This is a genomic window from Sagittula sp., from assembly GCF_052825245.1.
On record NZ_JBRBWD010000039.1, the window covers coordinates 1 to 15,528 of the forward strand.

General features: G+C 63.9%; 25 protein-coding genes. 20 read left to right on the plus strand and 5 right to left on the minus strand.

Annotation, left to right across the window (positions count from 1 at the left end; all coding sequences use genetic code 11):
- From ACU0DV_RS17780 to ACU0DV_RS17805, 6 genes are all read left to right on the plus strand, one after another.
- Window positions 1–232, plus strand: a 232-nt coding sequence (locus ACU0DV_RS17780) for an EF-Tu C-terminal domain-related protein (RefSeq protein ID WP_446240937.1), incomplete at its 5' end; no start/stop codon positions are given.
- Window positions 233–373: 141 nt separating this feature from the next.
- Window positions 374–868, plus strand: a complete 495-nt coding sequence (locus tag ACU0DV_RS17785) for a hypothetical protein (RefSeq protein WP_446241114.1) — start codon at window positions 374–376, stop codon at window positions 866–868.
- A gap of 360 nt (window positions 869–1,228) precedes the next feature.
- A complete protein-coding gene (gene rpsJ / locus ACU0DV_RS17790; protein ID WP_005862788.1) occupies window positions 1,229–1,534 on the plus strand; it encodes a 30S ribosomal protein S10 in 306 nt (101 codons plus the stop codon).
- 10 nt (window positions 1,535–1,544) lie between these two features.
- The gene (gene rplC / locus ACU0DV_RS17795; RefSeq protein WP_100928297.1) at window positions 1,545–2,384 is read left to right on the plus strand and encodes a 50S ribosomal protein L3; all 840 of its coding nucleotides are present in this window, start codon (window positions 1,545–1,547) and stop codon (window positions 2,382–2,384) included.
- On the plus strand, window positions 2,381–2,998 hold the full coding sequence (rplD, locus tag ACU0DV_RS17800) for a 50S ribosomal protein L4 (protein WP_100928296.1): 618 nt from the start codon (window positions 2,381–2,383) through the stop codon (window positions 2,996–2,998). The genes rplC and rplD overlap by 4 nt, the downstream gene beginning before the upstream one ends.
- Entirely contained in the window at window positions 2,995–3,291 is a 297-nt protein-coding gene (locus ACU0DV_RS17805; RefSeq protein WP_100928295.1) for a 50S ribosomal protein L23, read from the plus strand. The genes rplD and ACU0DV_RS17805 overlap by 4 nt, the downstream gene beginning before the upstream one ends.
- Window positions 3,292–3,383: 92 nt before the next feature.
- Here ACU0DV_RS17805 and ACU0DV_RS17810 read toward each other — a convergent pair whose 3' ends face one another.
- The gene (locus tag ACU0DV_RS17810) at window positions 3,384–4,097 is read right to left on the minus strand and encodes an ankyrin repeat domain-containing protein (RefSeq protein ID WP_446241113.1); all 714 of its coding nucleotides are present in this window, start codon (window positions 4,095–4,097) and stop codon (window positions 3,384–3,386) included.
- Between the two features lie 353 nt (window positions 4,098–4,450).
- Between ACU0DV_RS17810 and ACU0DV_RS17815 the strand changes: the two genes are divergently transcribed.
- Window positions 4,451–4,573: a hypothetical protein gene (locus tag ACU0DV_RS17815; protein ID WP_446273558.1), complete on the plus strand. Its 123-nt coding sequence runs from the start codon at window positions 4,451–4,453 to the stop codon at window positions 4,571–4,573.
- Between the two features lie 94 nt (window positions 4,574–4,667).
- Here the strand turns inward: ACU0DV_RS17815 and ACU0DV_RS17820 are convergent, their stop codons facing one another.
- Complete coding sequence (locus ACU0DV_RS17820) at window positions 4,668–5,318, minus strand: hypothetical protein (RefSeq protein WP_446241112.1); 651 nt, start codon at window positions 5,316–5,318, stop codon at window positions 4,668–4,670.
- Between the two features lie 266 nt (window positions 5,319–5,584).
- Here ACU0DV_RS17820 and rplB point away from each other — a divergent pair, with 266 nt between their 5' ends.
- The 6 genes from rplB to ACU0DV_RS17850 all read left to right on the plus strand — a co-directional run bounded on the left by rplB (window position 5,585) and on the right by ACU0DV_RS17850 (window position 9,149).
- The gene (rplB, locus tag ACU0DV_RS17825) at window positions 5,585–6,427 is read left to right on the plus strand and encodes a 50S ribosomal protein L2 (protein WP_100928293.1); all 843 of its coding nucleotides are present in this window, start codon (window positions 5,585–5,587) and stop codon (window positions 6,425–6,427) included.
- 3 nt (window positions 6,428–6,430) lie between these two features.
- Complete coding sequence (gene rpsS / locus ACU0DV_RS17830; protein ID WP_100928292.1) at window positions 6,431–6,709, plus strand: 30S ribosomal protein S19; 279 nt, start codon at window positions 6,431–6,433, stop codon at window positions 6,707–6,709.
- Between the two features lie 3 nt (window positions 6,710–6,712).
- Complete coding sequence (rplV, locus tag ACU0DV_RS17835; protein ID WP_005854806.1) at window positions 6,713–7,093, plus strand: 50S ribosomal protein L22; 381 nt, start codon at window positions 6,713–6,715, stop codon at window positions 7,091–7,093.
- Complete coding sequence (gene rpsC / locus ACU0DV_RS17840; protein ID WP_100928291.1) at window positions 7,093–7,815, plus strand: 30S ribosomal protein S3; 723 nt, start codon at window positions 7,093–7,095, stop codon at window positions 7,813–7,815. Before rplV ends, rpsC begins: the two co-directional genes overlap by 1 nt.
- 2 nt (window positions 7,816–7,817) lie before the next feature.
- Window positions 7,818–8,231, plus strand: coding sequence for a 50S ribosomal protein L16 (rplP, locus tag ACU0DV_RS17845; RefSeq protein WP_005854810.1), 414 nt, complete (start codon window positions 7,818–7,820; stop codon window positions 8,229–8,231).
- A gap of 216 nt (window positions 8,232–8,447) precedes the next feature.
- Complete coding sequence (locus ACU0DV_RS17850; RefSeq protein ID WP_283981949.1) at window positions 8,448–9,149, plus strand: hypothetical protein; 702 nt, start codon at window positions 8,448–8,450, stop codon at window positions 9,147–9,149.
- Window positions 9,150–9,155: 6 nt separating this feature from the next.
- Here the strand turns inward: ACU0DV_RS17850 and ACU0DV_RS17855 are convergent, their stop codons facing one another.
- Window positions 9,156–10,328 (minus strand): calcium-binding protein, encoded by a 1,173-nt coding sequence (locus ACU0DV_RS17855; protein ID WP_446241111.1) that lies wholly within the window; start codon window positions 10,326–10,328, stop codon window positions 9,156–9,158.
- A 141-nt stretch (window positions 10,329–10,469) separates the two neighbouring features.
- Between ACU0DV_RS17855 and ACU0DV_RS17860 the strand changes: the two genes are divergently transcribed.
- The 3 genes from ACU0DV_RS17860 to ACU0DV_RS17870 all read left to right on the plus strand — a co-directional run bounded on the left by ACU0DV_RS17860 (window position 10,470) and on the right by ACU0DV_RS17870 (window position 12,227).
- Window positions 10,470–11,093, plus strand: coding sequence for a 2OG-Fe(II) oxygenase family protein (locus ACU0DV_RS17860; RefSeq protein WP_100928288.1), 624 nt, complete (start codon window positions 10,470–10,472; stop codon window positions 11,091–11,093).
- 102 nt (window positions 11,094–11,195) lie between these two features.
- A complete protein-coding gene (locus ACU0DV_RS17865) occupies window positions 11,196–11,681 on the plus strand; it encodes a hypothetical protein (protein ID WP_446241110.1) in 486 nt (161 codons plus the stop codon).
- Window positions 11,682–11,753: 72 nt separating this feature from the next.
- Window positions 11,754–12,227, plus strand: a complete 474-nt coding sequence (locus tag ACU0DV_RS17870; RefSeq protein ID WP_446241109.1) for an acyl-CoA thioesterase — start codon at window positions 11,754–11,756, stop codon at window positions 12,225–12,227.
- 15 nt (window positions 12,228–12,242) lie between these two features.
- Here ACU0DV_RS17870 and ACU0DV_RS17875 read toward each other — a convergent pair whose 3' ends face one another.
- Together ACU0DV_RS17875 and ACU0DV_RS17880 are read right to left on the minus strand one after the other, a co-directional pair.
- Entirely contained in the window at window positions 12,243–12,506 is a 264-nt protein-coding gene (locus tag ACU0DV_RS17875; RefSeq protein ID WP_283981954.1) for a hypothetical protein, read from the minus strand.
- 166 nt (window positions 12,507–12,672) lie between these two features.
- Window positions 12,673–14,058 (minus strand): peroxidase family protein, encoded by a 1,386-nt coding sequence (locus ACU0DV_RS17880; protein WP_446241108.1) that lies wholly within the window; start codon window positions 14,056–14,058, stop codon window positions 12,673–12,675.
- 308 nt (window positions 14,059–14,366) lie between these two features.
- Between ACU0DV_RS17880 and rpmC the strand changes: the two genes are divergently transcribed.
- From rpmC to rplX, 4 genes are all read left to right on the plus strand, one after another.
- Window positions 14,367–14,576, plus strand: coding sequence for a 50S ribosomal protein L29 (rpmC, locus tag ACU0DV_RS17885; RefSeq protein WP_005854825.1), 210 nt, complete (start codon window positions 14,367–14,369; stop codon window positions 14,574–14,576).
- A 4-nt stretch (window positions 14,577–14,580) separates the two neighbouring features.
- Window positions 14,581–14,904, plus strand: a complete 324-nt coding sequence (gene rpsQ, locus ACU0DV_RS17890; protein WP_100928283.1) for a 30S ribosomal protein S17 — start codon at window positions 14,581–14,583, stop codon at window positions 14,902–14,904.
- Between the two features lie 96 nt (window positions 14,905–15,000).
- Window positions 15,001–15,369: a 50S ribosomal protein L14 gene (rplN, locus tag ACU0DV_RS17895; RefSeq protein WP_023851005.1), complete on the plus strand. Its 369-nt coding sequence runs from the start codon at window positions 15,001–15,003 to the stop codon at window positions 15,367–15,369.
- A 1-nt stretch (window position 15,370) separates the two neighbouring features.
- Window positions 15,371–15,528, plus strand: a 158-nt coding sequence (gene rplX, locus ACU0DV_RS17900; RefSeq protein WP_446273559.1) for a 50S ribosomal protein L24, incomplete at its 3' end; no start/stop codon positions are given.

Here is a 15,528-nt window from a genome sequence, read left to right on the forward strand (position 1 = left end):
CCGTCACACGCCGTTCTTCAAGAACTACCGTCCGCAGTTCTACTTCCGCACGACCGACGTGACGGGCACCGTCGAGCTGCCGGAAGGCACCGAGATGGTGATGCCGGGCGACAACCTGAAGTTCAACGTCGAGCTGATCGCACCGATCGCGATGGAAGAAGGCCTGCGCTTCGCCATCCGCGAAGGCGGCCGCACCGTCGGTTCGGGCGTCGTCTCCAAGATCGTCGCCTGACGGCTGCCCCGTCAGAGTGTGATGCCGCATGGCAGTGTCTTTCCTAAGGAAAGGTCACGGGAATGCGGTGTCATCACACGGTAGAGATAGAGAAGGCCGCTCCTCACAGGGCGGCCTTTTCGTTTGACTGCATGGATAAGAATGGATGGTTCGATTGTGGCAAGCCGCTCAGAACTTTATGAGAAATTTGGAGTGACCGCTGAAGCGGCTCAGCTGTTCGAAACTGCTATTGGTACCATTGTGCTTGCCGCCCGAGGCCACAATCGGGGGTGGTTTCAGAAAACTGATCCCGACGCGGCGGCAGCTACGATGGCGGAAATCGACGCCTTGACATTAGGTCGTTCACTTGGGGAGTTGGATAAAGAACTGAAGATAGGCGACGGAACCGTGCTTGCCATATTTCGACGTGGTCTAAAGTCACGTAATCTTCTTTTTCACGGTTTCTTCGAGAGGCATAACTTCAAAATTCAAACCAGCGTGGGCCGCGACGAAATGATGTCCGATCTCGAAGACCTCCACGAAGACTTGTTTTCGTGTTGGCAATTGGCAGAAGCGGTTTCGACCTCTCTTTTTCAAGAACACGTTACCGAGCAGCATATCCGTGAAGTGTTGAGTGCCAAGTGGCCCCAAGAGTAAAGTCACGTCTTTTGTTGCGCGGAATAAAGGCCTTCAGGCCGCCGCGCATCGCAGACGCGCCCCCACGCGGCTGCGATCTGGTCGGGTCAGGCGCTGCGTGTGGAACGTCTTCGGACTTGGCAGGGATAAATCAAGAGGTTCGACGGTTTGGGTCGCAACCGCGCGCGTCAGCGATGCGCGGCTCATACATCTACCACACAGCGGAACACCCCCTTGCCCCACCCTCCCAAACCGCCTATACGCGCGCAACGTCCATACGGACGTTCAAGGGCGGGGTGATTCCCGCCCTTACGGTTCGATGAGGGTGTGCGGTGGTCGCCCATCCTCCTCTCAACCGAAACGCCAAAATAGGACTGTTCGATGAACCAGAACATCCGTATCCGGCTGAAGGCGTTCGACTTCCGCGTGCTCGACGCAAGCACCCAGGAAATCGTCAACACCGCCAAGCGTACCGGCGCACAGGTCCGCGGGCCGATCCCGCTGCCCAACAAGATCGAGAAATTCACCGTTCTGCGCGGCCCGCACGTGAACAAGAAGTCTCGGGACCAGTTCGAGATCCGCACGCACAAGCGTCTGCTCGACATCGTCGATCCGACTCCGCAGACCGTGGACGCCCTCATGAAGCTCGACCTCGCCGCCGGCGTTGACGTCGAGATCAAGGTATAAGGGGGTAGACATGCGCTCTGGTGTGATCGCAAAGAAGATCGGCATGACTCGCGTCTTCATGGAAGACGGCAAGCAGATCCCCGTCACCGTGCTGCAGCTCGACAACCTTCAGGTCGTCGCGCAGCGCACAGATGAAACCAACGGCTATTCCGCCGTGCAGCTCGGCTGTGGCACCGCCAAGGCAAAGCGCACGAGCCAGGCCATGCGCGGCCACTTCGCCAAGGCGAACGTGGAACCCAAGCGCAAGGTTGTCGAATTCCGCGTGACCGCGGACAACCTGATCGAAGTGGGCGAGGAAATCATCGCCGACCATTACTTCGAAGGTCAGTTCGTCGACGTGTCCGGCATCACCATCGGTAAAGGCTTTGCCGGCGGCATGAAGCGTCACAACTTCGGCGGTCTGCGTGCCTCGCACGGTGTGTCCATCTCTCACCGCTCGCACGGCTCCACCGGCCAGTGTCAGAACCCCGGCAAGGTGTTCAAGGGCAAGAAGATGGCCGGCCACATGGGCTCCGTCCGTGTGACCACGCAGAACCTGCAGGTCGTCAAGACCGACAGCGACCGCGGCGTGATCATGATCAAGGGTGCCGTTCCGGGCCCGAAGGGATCGTGGGTCACCGTCAAGGACGCCGTGAAGAAGCCCTTCCCGGAGAACGCAATCCTTCCGGCCGCTCTGGCGAGCGCCAAGAAGGAAGCGCAGCGCCAGGCAGAGGAAGCCGCAGCGGCAGCCGCCGCAGAGGCCGAAGCCGAAGCCAAGCGCCTCGCCGAGGAGCAGGCCGCGCAGGAGGCCCAGGCCCTGAAAGAGGCCGAGGCCGACATCGAGGCCGAGAAGAAGGAAGGTGAGGAATGAAACTCGACGTAATCAACCTCGACGGCGGTTCCGCTGGCGAAGTCGAGCTGGACGAGGCCCTCTTCGGGCTGGAGCCGCGCGCCGACATTCTCCACCGCGTCGTCCGCTGGCAGCGCAACAAGGCGCAGGCCGGTACGCACAAGGTCAAGACCCGCTCGGAAGTGTCGTATTCGACCAAGAAGATCTATCGCCAGAAGGGCACCGGTGGCGCACGTCACGGTTCCCGCAAGGCGCCGATCTTCCGCAAGGGTGGCATCTACAAGGGCCCGACCCCGCGGTCGCACGCCCATGACCTGCCCAAGAAGGTCCGCGCACTCGGCCTGAAGATGGCTCTGTCCGACAAGGCCCGCAACGGCGCCCTGATCGTGATCGACTCCATCGACGGCGCAAGCAAGACCAAGGCGCTCGCCGCCCAGGTGTCGAAGCTTGGCTGGAAGCGCGCGCTGATCATCGACGGTGCCGAGGTGAACGAGAACTTCGCCAAGGCGGCCCGCAACATCGAAGGTCTGGACGTCCTGCCGACCATCGGTGCCAACGTTTATGACATCCTGAAGCGTGACACCCTGGTGATCACGAAGGCGGGTGTCGAAGCACTGGAGGCTCGACTGAAATGACCGCGACGGCAGAACAGTACGACGTGATCCGCAAGCCGATCATCACCGAGAAGTCCACCATGGCGTCCGAGCACGGCGCGGTTGTCTTCGAAGTGGCCATCGACGCGAACAAGCCGCAGATCAAGGAAGCCGTCGAGGCGCTCTTTGGTGTGAAGGTGAAGGCCGTGAACACGACCATCACCAAGGGCAAGGTGAAGCGTTTCCGTGGCAAGACCGGCAAGCGCCGTGACGTGAAGAAGGCCTATGTGATGCTCGAAGAGGGCAACACCATCGACGTGTCCACCGGCCTCTGACCGGATCAAGGCGGGGGATGCCCCCGTCAGCGAGAACAGCGAAGGCCCCTGCATCTGCGGGGGCCTTTTGCTTTGGCGGGGGAGGGCTGCGGTCAGGATGTTTTGACGGGGAGGACCGTCACGGGCAGCGTCGTGACCGGGGCCAGGACCTCCTGCGCGTTGGCGGAGGCCTCGTGGATGGCGTGGTCCAGCGCCGTCCAGCCAAGCGCCCATGTCAGCGTGCAGGTGCGGTCCGGGTCCGCCCCGGCGGCCAGCAGGGTGCGGATCACCGCCGGCAGGTTCTGCCGAGCGGCCAGCATCAGTACGCTCTGGCCCGCGGCCACGGCGCCCTCCGGATCGGCGCCCGCCGCGATCAGCGCCGAGACGATCGGCAGGATCGCGTCGGGGTCGTCCTCGTGGATGCTGAACGACAGGGGCGAGGCGTGGTCGCTGTCGCGGTAGGCGTTCGGATCGGCGCCGAGGTCGAGCAGAAGCTGCACGAGGTCGATGTTGCCGAGCGCCGCCGCGGACATCAGCGGGGTGACGTTCTGCGCGTCCCTGAGGTCCGGATCGGCGCCAAGCTCCACCAGCAGCCGGGCCGCGGCGAGGTTGTGTTCCTGGATGGCAAGGAACAGCGCCGTCCGTTCGATCGAGGCGCTCATCATCGTCGCGAGGCTCAGGTTCGGATCGGCGCCGCGCTCGGTGATCAGCTCACCTATCCGCACCGTATCCCCCTCGTAGGCGGCGATATGGAGCGCATCGTCCTCAGCGCGGGGGCGCAGCCTCCCGTGCATGAAGTCGAACAGTTTTCCCATCTTGCCGCGCATGTCGTTTCCTTGAAGTTACACCTTTTAACAAGGCTGGACGGCGCGCGGTTCCGGCCTTGTTCCCGCAACCGGGCGGCACAGGCGGCCGGGATGGGGGCTGGGATGCGGGGCATTTGGGGCGTTGCAATGTGTCGGCGCCCTGAGGGCGTTCAATACCCGGAACTCGCCGGTTAGGACCGCAATTGGTTATTGGAGAGACGCCGTATCCATCGGATAAGACATTAAAAACCGGAGGAGCCAAGACGCTTTGCAGGCAGCCATGGCAAACCTGCGTGGCTGCGCTTTTCCCATCGACCGGCCAGTCTCCCGCGTTATGGGCAAGGTCGCCTTTTTGCCCCACCAAGGGCTGGCACATGATCGACGAGAAACGTCGGGTCGAAGGCGCATTTCGGCCCAAAAACAAAGGTGATGCCGCGGAAATGGGCAGTGGATTGCCGCCTCACGGCAGGCAAGACCTTTCGCATGATCCGATGTAACCAAGGGCCCATCCGGAGTTTGTTCGGCGGTTCAGTTCCGTCCCGGAGAAGGGGCGCGCGGCACACATTTACCCGTCTTCCAGGCTGTCGCGCGTCATGGAGCCTGCAGTAGCCGCACGTCCGGCGTCAAATGCACCACATGGCGGAGAAGCGGGTTTTTGCCCGTGAGGCCAAGCGCATAGTTGGCGGACGCAAAGGCCGCCCCCCAGCTCTCCGCATGTTTGGGGCCTCCCATCTCGTCATCGTTCAGGAAGCTCACAAACAGGAGGGACGCGTTTATTCCCCTCTGTCTCAGCCACCACAGATGAGCGATCCGATTGGCGTATTGGTAGTACGTCCGCGTCCAGTCGGTCGAAGATGAGATTCCCATGTCGGTCTGGACGGCATTGAACGCCTCCTCGATCTTCTGTCGGGATGTATCGCGCGATTGGGTGGGCGGCGAAAAGAACTCACGCAGGTGGGCCTTCGCTTCAACGAGCACCGGCCCTTGCGCGGTCATTCCGAGGGCGTCCCACTGGGGACCGCGCTTCGGCCAGAATTGCTCCAGTCCCGGACCAAGGTGACCCAGACCCAGCCTGTCGAGAAAGGCGCGGTCCCGGTATTCCGCGTAGGAATCCGTGGCGAGGGGTGACAGCCATTCGATCCGGGGGAGGTCGGGCGGTTGAACCAGATCCGGCGCCTGGTTGACTGCGATCTGCAGCCATTTCAGGCTGCCCCGGGTGCCGGATGGTTGTTGTACGCGCATGCCGCCGTCCCCAATCTTCAGTGTGCCCGGCCACTATGCCATGCTTTGCCGATGAGTCATGGTATCAACGGCTTTGGCCCTTGACCCGTTGTCCTGCATCCCCTACACGACCCCATCCGCAACGGCCCCGGATTCGTCCGGGGCTTCGCTTTTGCGCGATGCGGATAGCGAATCGGGCACCTTCGGGGGCCTATACCTCTGGCCACCTTCGGGGGGCTATTACATAAGCCGGGCAACCGGCTGCTAGCTAACGGAAGACAGAAAGCATGGCACTCAAGTCGTACAAGCCGACGACGCCGGGCCAGCGCGGGCTGGTGCTGATCGACCGTTCGGAGCTGTACAAAGGACGCCCCGTCAAGGCCCTCACCGAGGGTCTGACGAAGTCGGGCGGCCGGAACAACACCGGACGTATCACCTCCCGCCGTCGTGGCGGTGGCGCAAAGCGTCTCTACCGGATCGTCGATTTCAAGCGGAACAAGTTCGACGTGAACGGCATCGTCGTTCGCATTGAATACGACCCGAACCGCACCGCATTCATCGCACTGATCCAGTATGATGATGGTGAACAAGCCTACATCCTCGCGCCCCAGCGCCTCGGCATCGGCGACAAGGTGGTTGCCTCCGCCAAGGCCGACATCAAGCCGGGCAACTGCATGCCGTTCTCGGGCATGCCGATCGGGACGATCGTCCACAACATCGAGCTGAAGCCCGGCAAGGGCGGCCAGATCGCACGCGCCGCGGGCACCTACGCCCAGTTCGTCGGCCGTGACGGTGGCTACGCACAGATCCGCCTGTCCTCGGGCGAACTGCGCATGGTCCGTCAGGAGTGCATGGCGACCGTCGGTGCGGTGTCGAACCCCGACAACTCGAACCAGAACTTCGGTAAAGCGGGCCGTATGCGCCACAAGGGCATCCGTCCGTCCGTCCGCGGTGTCGTCATGAACCCGATCGACCACCCGCACGGCGGTGGTGAAGGCCGGACCTCCGGCGGTCGTCATCCGGTGACGCCGTGGGGCAAGCCGACCAAGGGCAAGAAGACCCGCAACACGAACAAGGCGTCGCAAAAGCTCATCATCCGCTCGCGCCACGCCAAGAAGAAGGGTCGCTAATCTATGGCACGCTCTGTTTGGAAAGGCCCCTTCGTCGACGCTTACGTGTTGAAGAAGGCCGAAAAATCGAAGGAATCCGGCAAGAACGAGGTCATCAAGATCTGGTCGCGCCGCTCCACCATCCTGCCGCACTTCGTTGGTCTCACCTTCGGTGTGTACAACGGCCAGAAGCACATCCCGGTCAACGTGACCGAGGACATGATCGGCCAGAAGTTCGGTGAATACGCTCCGACCCGCACCTACTACGGTCACGCGGCGGACAAGAAAGCCAAGAGGAAGTAAGCCATGGGCAAGGATAAGAATCCCCGCCGCGTGGCGGACAACGAAGCGATGGCGAAACTGCGCATGCTGCGCACCTCGCCGCAGAAGCTGAACCTCGTCGCGGCGCTCATTCGCGGCAAGAAGGTCGAGAAGGCCCTGACGGACCTGACCTTCTCCAAGAAGCGGATCTCGCAGGACGTTAAGAAGTGCCTTCAGTCCGCCATCGCCAACGCCGAGAACAACCACGGCCTGGACGTCGACGAACTGGTCGTCGCCGAGGCCTATGTGGGCAAGAACCTGGTCATGAAGCGCGGTCGCCCGCGTGCCCGTGGCCGTTTTGGCCGCATCAACAAGCCGTTCTCGGAGATCACCATCAAGGTGCGTCAGGTTGAGGAGCAAGCCTAATGGGTAACAAGACCAATCCGATCGGGATGCGCCTCCAGATCAACCGGACCTGGGATTCGCGTTGGTACGCGGACACCAAGGATTACGGCGATCTGCTGCTGGAAGACCTGCGCATTCGTGACTTCATCCACGAAGAGTGCAAGCAGGCCGGCATTGCCCGCGTGATCATCGAGCGCCCCCACAAGAAGTGCCGTGTGACCATTCACACCGCGCGTCCGGGCGTGATCATCGGCAAGAAAGGCGCGGACATCGAGGTGCTTCGCAAGAAGATCGCCCGCATGACCGACAGCGAGCTGCACCTGAACATCGTCGAGGTCCGGAAGCCGGAACTGGACGCCACGCTGGTCGGCGAATCGATCGCCCAGCAGCTTGAGCGCCGGGTTTCCTTCCGCCGCGCGATGAAGCGGGCCGTGCAGAACGCCATGCGCATGGGCGCCCTGGGTATCCGGGTGAACGTCGCTGGCCGTCTGGGTGGCGCGGAAATCGCACGGACCGAATGGTACCGCGAAGGCCGCGTGCCGCTGCACACGCTGCGCGCCGACATCGATTATGCCAACGTCGAGGCGACCACGCCTTACGGCATCATCGGTATCAAGGTCTGGATCTTCAAGGGCGAGATCATGGAACATGATCCCCAGGCCCGCGACCGGAAGAGCCAGGAAATCCAGGACGGCCCGGCACCTCGCGGTGCAGGCGGCGGTCGTCGTGACGACCGGAGGTAATCATGCTTCAGCCGAAACGCACTAAATTCCGGAAGGCCTTCAAAGGCCGGATCAAGGGTGAGGCGAAGGGCGGTTCCGACCTGAACTTCGGTCACTACGGTCTGAAGGCCACCGAGCCGGAGCGTGTCACCGCACGCCAGATCGAAGCAGCCCGCCGTGCCATGACGCGTCACATGAAGCGTCAGGGCCGCGTCTGGATCCGCATCTTCCCGGACACCCCGGTGACCGCGAAGCCCATCGAAGTTCGTATGGGTAAGGGTAAAGGCTCTGTCGACCGTTGGGTCTGCAAGGTGAAGCCCGGTCGCGTGATGTTCGAGATCGACGGCGTCGCCGAGGACATCGCCCGCGAGGCGCTGCGCCTGGCCGCGATGAAGTTGCCGATCAAGACCCGCGTCGTGGTTCGCGAGGACTGGTAAGCCCGGTCCTTCCGCTCACGCGGTTGAAATGCTTGAAACCCCGCCGGTCGCCGGCGGGGTTTTTTCGTGAGCTCTGACGTCTCTGTGCGCCGCTTGCTGCCGGGTCACGGGTTGACGTAACGTCCGCCGCGTTGCGCGAAGCGTGTAACAGTTTTAATTCATTTTCATGACGATTTATTCTTGCCCGATGAGACCCGTCTGAGGTTCCCTTTTCCCATGCCGTCCTACGCTCACCGCCGCAGCCCCGTCTATTACTGGCACCCGACCCGTTGGATCAAATCCGTCGAAGCGCATGTGCCGCACAAGGTCCTGCGTGACATGATCAACCGCGTCCGGTTCGGCGCGGTGGTGCCGCCCTCGGATTCCGCGATCTACGTGGACCCGGCTGAGGTGCGCTTCGAGTACACTGGCGGGGCCAGGCTGCGGCTCAGGCGGCATGACAGCGCCCGGGTCGTCGGCGGCGACTGGGACCGGCACCGTAGCGAAATCGGCGAAACGATCCGCATGAAGAGCTGCCGGATGCGGTTCTTCGAAGGCGCGGACTGGGAAGACACGCCGATGTACCAGCGGATGCTGCGGCAGATCGGGGAAGGGAAGAAACCGGACGGCTGCGCCTCGGTCGAGGATCTGCGGCGCCGGTTTGCCGGCATCGACCTGCTGAAGGCCCGGACGCTGGCGGAGGGCCGGTTCCTCAACCGCGAGGAACTGCCGGAGAACTTCCGGAGAGAGCACGGCGGCATCCTCCTGCACGTGGCGCGGGACGGTACCCTGCTGCGGTCGGGCGGGGCAGGGCACCGCTTTGCCATCGCGCGCCTGCTGAACCTGCCGGAGATTCCCGCCCAGATCGGCGCGATCCACCGCGAGGCGGTCGACAACGGCGTGCTGGCATCCCTGCGGCGGACCAGCCGGCTGGCCTGAGGCTGCTCAGGCGGCTGCGGCGTCCCGGCCGATGAAGTTCAGGGGCACGGCGGTTGTGCCCGCGCCGGTAACGATGACGTCGTCCACGGTCAGCCCGCTTGCCCCGCTCAGCGTCAGGATCACGTCGCGGTTGGCGACATCGGTCGCGTCGATCTCGTAGACCAGCCGCACCACGGTCGAGAGCGGGGCACCGTCGGGCGCCGTCTCTTCCAACTCGATGGCGGCGAGAGTGAACTGGCTGGCATTTGTCGCCCCGTCTATCAGCAGCAGGTCCTCGCCCGCCGAGAAGTCGGTGATCGTGCCGATGTCGACCTGGACCGTGCCGTCCGCCAGCATGGAGATCGCTGTGGGCGGCGTATCTGGGATGTCGGACCCGCCCGGTGCGACGATGAGATCGAAGATGTCCGCGCCGTCCCCGCCCGTGACGCTGACCCCGGCCTCCCACTGCTGGATCGGCGGCGTGACGGCGTTGATGACGAGGTGATCGCTGCCTTCGCCGCCGTCGATTTCGGTCGGGGTGGTGGGCGCGGGGTTGGCGAAGATCAGGTCGTTGCCTGCCCCGCCGTCGACCCGCCCCCCGTCCATGAAGGCAGAGATCGTGTCGGCCCCGACGTCGCCCCTGATGTCGGACCCGGCACCCTCCTCCGACGAGGTGATGGAGACGAGGTCGTTGCCCGCGCCGCCGTCGATGCTGGCACCGTCGTGCCGCCCGGAAATCGTGTCGTTACCGCCATCGCCGGTGATGGTCGATGCGGTACTGTAGGCCTCGATCAGGTCGTTGCCGTCGCCACCGGACAGGAGCGCACCGTCGAGAAGCTGCGCGTCCAGTTCCACCGGGTCGGTCGAGCCGTCGTAGAGGTCGATCAGATCGTTGCCAGCGCCTGCCGACACCTCGATGCCCGGGCCCGCAGGGCGGTCCAGAGTGATGGTGTCCGCGCCGTCGGTGCCGGTCAGCGTCTCACCCGCGCCGCCGCCGCCGGTGTCCTCTTCGTCGGGAGTGCCGCTGCCGGTATCGTCCCCGGTGTCGACGTCAAAGCTGTCGCCGGTGTCCGTCGGCGCCTCGGCGCTTTCGTCACCTTCGCCGGAGTCGCCGTCATCGTCGCTGGTGTAATCGTGCTGGTTGACCGCGACGGCAAAGAGGCCGAGGCCCACGAGGCCGAGTAGAATGAGTGGCGACATTGAAACCCTCTCTGTAGACATGCGACGAACCGAATCCCCACGAAGGCCGGGGTAACATCCATTTGCTTAAAGTTGCGTGCACGACCGGGGGGCGGCGGCTTCCGATCCCCACAGCGCCGCGCAGCGAAGACGGAGACCAAGATGGCAACGATCACTCCCCTGTTCACGACCCCCCTGTACCGCGCCGCGCTGTCCGAACACGGAGAGGTCGACGCGGCAGAGCTGGAGGCGTCCTGCTATTCCATCGCCGAGGACGACGAGGCCGGTCAGGAATGGTGCGAGACGCAGGGCTATCCCGGCTACACCTCCTATGCGTCGCTGACCGACCTGCCGTGGCGCTTCCCGATCTTCGCGGACCTCGTGAAGGTGATCGACAGGCACGTGGCGGCCTTCGTGGCGGATCTGGATTTCGACCTTGGCGACAAGGAGATCGTGCTGGAGGACATCTGGATCAACATCCTGCCCCCGGGCGGCACGCATTCGAGCCACATCCACCCGCACTCGGTGATCTCGGGGACGACCTACGTGGCGATGCCGGAGGGCGCGAGCGCGCTGAAGCTGGAGGACCCGCGCCTGCAGATGATGATGGCCGCCCCGGCCCGCAAGAAGGACGCGCGCGAGACGCTGAAACCCTTCATCTACGTGCAGCCGGCGGTCGGTGACATCGTGCTATGGGAAAGCTGGCTGCGCCACGAGGTGCCGATGAACATGGCCGAGGAAGACGAGCGGATCTCTGTCAGCTTCAACTACAAGTGGGGCGACTGAGGCGCGCGGTTCGCTTGGATTGAAGCGATTTTGCGCGGGCGCGTTGGTCCGGTGTTTACACTCATGACGCACCCTTTCCGGGCGAACGGAAAGGGGAAAGACATGCAGGCAACATCGGCAATGCAGCCCGCACAGGGCCATCTTCATAATCGTCCGGCGGAGGGCGCGCGGGGCTCCGCTGCGCAGTCCATCGGTCACCGCGCCAAGGCGGAGCGGCAGGAAGGGGAGAGCCAGGGCCAGGCTGCCTCCCGCATCGCGCATGAGCGGAACGCCCTGCGCGCGGGCAGCGAAACGTCCGTGGTGGTTGAGGCGGTCTTCGTCAGCCTCTCCATGAGTTTCACTGGCGTCGCCGTGACCGGGGCGCCTGTGGGCGCGGATGACGCGGGCAGCGACGGGGCGGGTGCGGCGGACGTGCCCGAGACGATGCCCGAGCCCGAGGCGGCTGTGACGGATGAGGCAGCGGCGCCCGGCGCGCCGGAAGACGGGGTGCCTGACGGGGCGGAGAGCGGCTACACGGCCTATCTGACGACATTTTCCGCGCAGGTGAGCTATTCCTCGGCCAGCATCGCCCTGCAGCTTCTCCGCTGACGCCGCACGGCTTTGCGGCCCCACGGCTTTGCGCTAATCCGGTGGCGAGTGATCGCAGACGGGGGCCGAGGCATGGATTCGCGCAAGCTGGAAATGACGGTGCTGATGACGCCGGACATGGCGAACTTCAGCGGGAAGGTGCACGGCGGCGCGCTGCTGAACCTGCTGGACCGGGTGGCGTTTTCCTGTGCCTCGCGGTTCTCGCAGCGGTACGCGGTGACGCTTTCGGTCGACCAGGTGGTGTTCAAGGAGCCGATCAACGTCGGCGAACTGGTGACCTTCCGGGCCAGCGTGAACAGCGCCGGGCGCACCTCGATGGAGATCGGCATCCGGGTGGAGGCGCAGGACATCCGGACCGGGCGCAGCCGGCACACCAACTCCTGCTATTTCACCATGGTCGCCGTGGACGACGACGGCCGCCCGGCGGAAGTGCCGGAGCTGAAGATCCTCGACGTGGTAGAAGAGCGGCGGCAGAAGGCGGCGGCCGCGCGCAAGCAGTTGCGCCGTCAGTTCGAGGAAGAGATGGCGAAGGCGGCGAGGGGCTGACCCCGGCGGGCGCGGTCAGCTTCGCGGCAGCGAGGCGGGGATCGAGATCGGGCGCGCCTCCGAACTGAGGCAGCCGTCCTGAACGCGCCGCCAGGTGAGCACGTTCTGGGACATGGCACAGCGTGCGAGAAAGCTCTCGCCGCCGACCGTCAGGCAGGCGATCTGACCCAGCGGGGTCTCGGAGCCGTCGCGATTGATGCAGGCGCAGTCAGGGGTGCCCGGGTCCGCGAGGGCGGGCGCTGCTGTCAGGGCGAGAATGGCAATCGCGGCGAGTCTCATTCGGCAAGCATAGCAGATTTTCGGCCAAACCGGCATGGTTTTCGCGATGCGGCCAGGGACGACGGGAGGAAGGCCGTCCCTGGCCGTGGTGCAGGGTGGGTCAACTCGGCCCATGGGCCGGAAAATCCACCCTGCACGGCGCCTGACGCGGGCGGGCTGCGTCAGGTCAAACGCCGCGGTATGGGCGCAGAGCGGGGCTGTGCGCCCGGATCAGCATGTTCAGCAGGACACCGGCGACGATGCCGCCGCCCACCGGACCCAGCTTGCCACCGTGCTGCTCGGCCTCGGCCAGCATGTAGAACCACAGGGGCGTGCGGCCTTCCAGCCCGGCGTCCTTCACCTTGTCGTGCGTGTCGATCAGGGGCGCTTCCATCCACTCCGCCATCTTCTCGCCGGTGGGCAGCTTGAAGGTCAGGTGGCCGCGGATCATGTTCCGCGCCGCGAGGTTCTTGTCGCTGGTGGCCACGCTGTCGGGCAGGTTCAGCAGCGCGGCGGGCAGGCGGGTGTCGATCGGACGGGATTTCTGCGCGCCCGGACCGAAGAACAGTCCCATGTCGAGATTGTTGTCCTTCTCCACGGGGGCGAAGCCGTCGAGCTTCACGGCGTCGGCTTCGCGCGCGAAGATCCGGACCTCCGCACGGTCGGGGTTGTCGTTCAGCTTGTAGGTTTCCCGGATCAGCGAATGGCCGAAGCGAAAGGCGGCCGCGGAAAACTCCACCGGCATTGCGGGCGCATTGGCCCAGGACAGGCGTCCGATGTCCTCGAGGTGCATGTTGTGGGCCTGTGCCAGCATCGGGGTCAGCACATCCTCGTGGATCACGGCGGGCAGGAACTGGTGCAGGATGCGGTCGTGGTACTCCCAGGTCAGCTCTGCGCGCGCCTCGTGCAGTCGGTCCTCGGCGTCGGCAATGTCGGAGAGCCTTTCCATGTTGTTGTTATGACCCATGACGAACATCCGGCCGTGCACTTGGCTGACGAAGAGGTTCTCGTCGTTGCGCGGGTCGCCGATCAGCGCCCGTCCGTTGACGTTGCGCTGCAGGTCCAGGGGGTTCTCGTCGGGCCCGGTGCGCTCGGTGGGGCCGCGGCCGAAGATCAGACGGTTGTCGGGTTCGTAGAGCCAGGGGTTCACCTCCGGTCCGTTGCCGTAGACGCAGTCGAGGTCGAGCGCAGGGGTACGGAAGTTGCGGATCTTGGTCACTGCGCCTGCGACCTCGCCCAGCTTGGTCGTGGCGTCGAGCGTGATGTCGTGGTCGATGAACTGCCCGAGGAAGGCGATGCCGGCATCGGCAGGGCCATCCTCGGCGCTGGCTTCGTCGTCGAGCATGACGGCGGCAAGCGCCTCGCAGCCTTCCTTGCTGGGTTGCTGGTCGAGCGGCATCATGTCGACCATGCGGCCAAAGACGAACTCGGCGGTGCCTTCCTGAGGTTCGGCGCGGTTGCAGGTGCCGGTGCGCTGGTTGTCGCAGGCAAGTTTCACGATGTCGCGGAAGCCGGTGGCGCCGTGGCCCGGCGCGCAGCATGTGGCCTTCAGGTTCTGGTCCAGGTCTTTCATTTTGTACCTCGGTGCTGAAATGGTGCGGACTTCAAAAATTGCGTGCGGCGAAATGGGTGCCGCAGGGTCAATCTTGAGCAGGGGCCGCTCATCCGTAAAGAGAGTTGGGGCGAATTCACGCTACGATAGCGATTATCTGCCCGGTACGCCCCGGATTCTGCCGCCACCCCGGCCAAAGGGGCTTGCATTAAGGTGGGGTTGGACGTATTGGGGCCGCTCATCCACGGACTCCACTGGAATCAGGGTGACCCTGCGCGGCAACGCAGGCAGGGGCCTACCAGTGATGTTGATTGAAAAGGAGAGGTGCAATGAGCGCCCAGGAACTCCGTGACAAGACACCGGACCAGCTCCGGGACCAGCTTGTCCAATTGAAGAAAGAAGCGTTCAACCTGCGCTTCCAGATGGCCACCGGTGAAGTGTCCAACCCCGCCCGCATCCGTCAGGTGCGCCGCGAGGTTGCGCGCATCAAGACCATCCTGAACGAAAAGGCCGCCGCGGCCGCATCTGTGGAGGCATAACGAAATGCCCAAGCGTATCCTGCAAGGCACCGTCACCTCCACGGCCAACAAGCAGACCGTGACCGTTCAGGTCGTGCGTCGCTTCAAGCACCCCGTGCTTCAGAAGACGATCAAGAAGTCCAAGAAGTACCGCGCACATGACGAGAACGAACAGTTCAACGTCGGCGAGACCGTCCTCATCCGTGAGTGCGCGCCGAAGTCGAAGACGAAGCGTTGGGAAGTCATGACGGAAACGATGCTGGAAGAGCACAACAAGCAGCGCGCCGAAGCTGCTACCGAGGCTCAGAAGGTCGAAGACGCCGCGCACGAAGCAGAAGCCGCCCACTAAGGGCACGCTCGGGGCCGTTATCGCGGCCCCGATACCATTCGAAACCCCCGGGTCAATGTTCTCTGCAGAGCGGCCCGGGACGTCGGGAGAAAATCCATGATCCAGATGCAGACCAATCTGGATGTCGCTGACAACTCCGGAGCCCGGAAAGTTCAGTGCATCAAGGTTCTGGGCGGTTCCCACCGCCGCTATGCCTCTGTCGGCGACATCATCGTGGTGTCGGTGAAGGAGGCCATTCCGCGTGGTCGCGTGAAGAAGGGTGACGTCCGCAAGGCCGTCGTCGTGCGCACCGCAAAGGAAGTCCGCCGTGAAGACGGCACCTCGATCCGCTTTGACCGCAACGCCGCCGTGATCCTGAACAACGCAGGTGAGCCGGTCGGTACCCGTATCTTCGGGCCGGTCGTGCGCGAGCTGCGTGCCAAGAACTTCATGAAGATCATCTCGCTCGCCCCGGAGGTGCTGTAAGATGGCAGCCAAGCTGAAGAAAGGCGACAAGGTCGTCGTCCTCACCGGCAAGGACAAGGGCAAGACCGGAGAGATCCAGTCTGTTGACCCGAAAGCCGGCAAGGCTGTCGTGGAAGGTCTGAACATGGCCATCCGTCACACCCGCCAGAGCCAGACCTC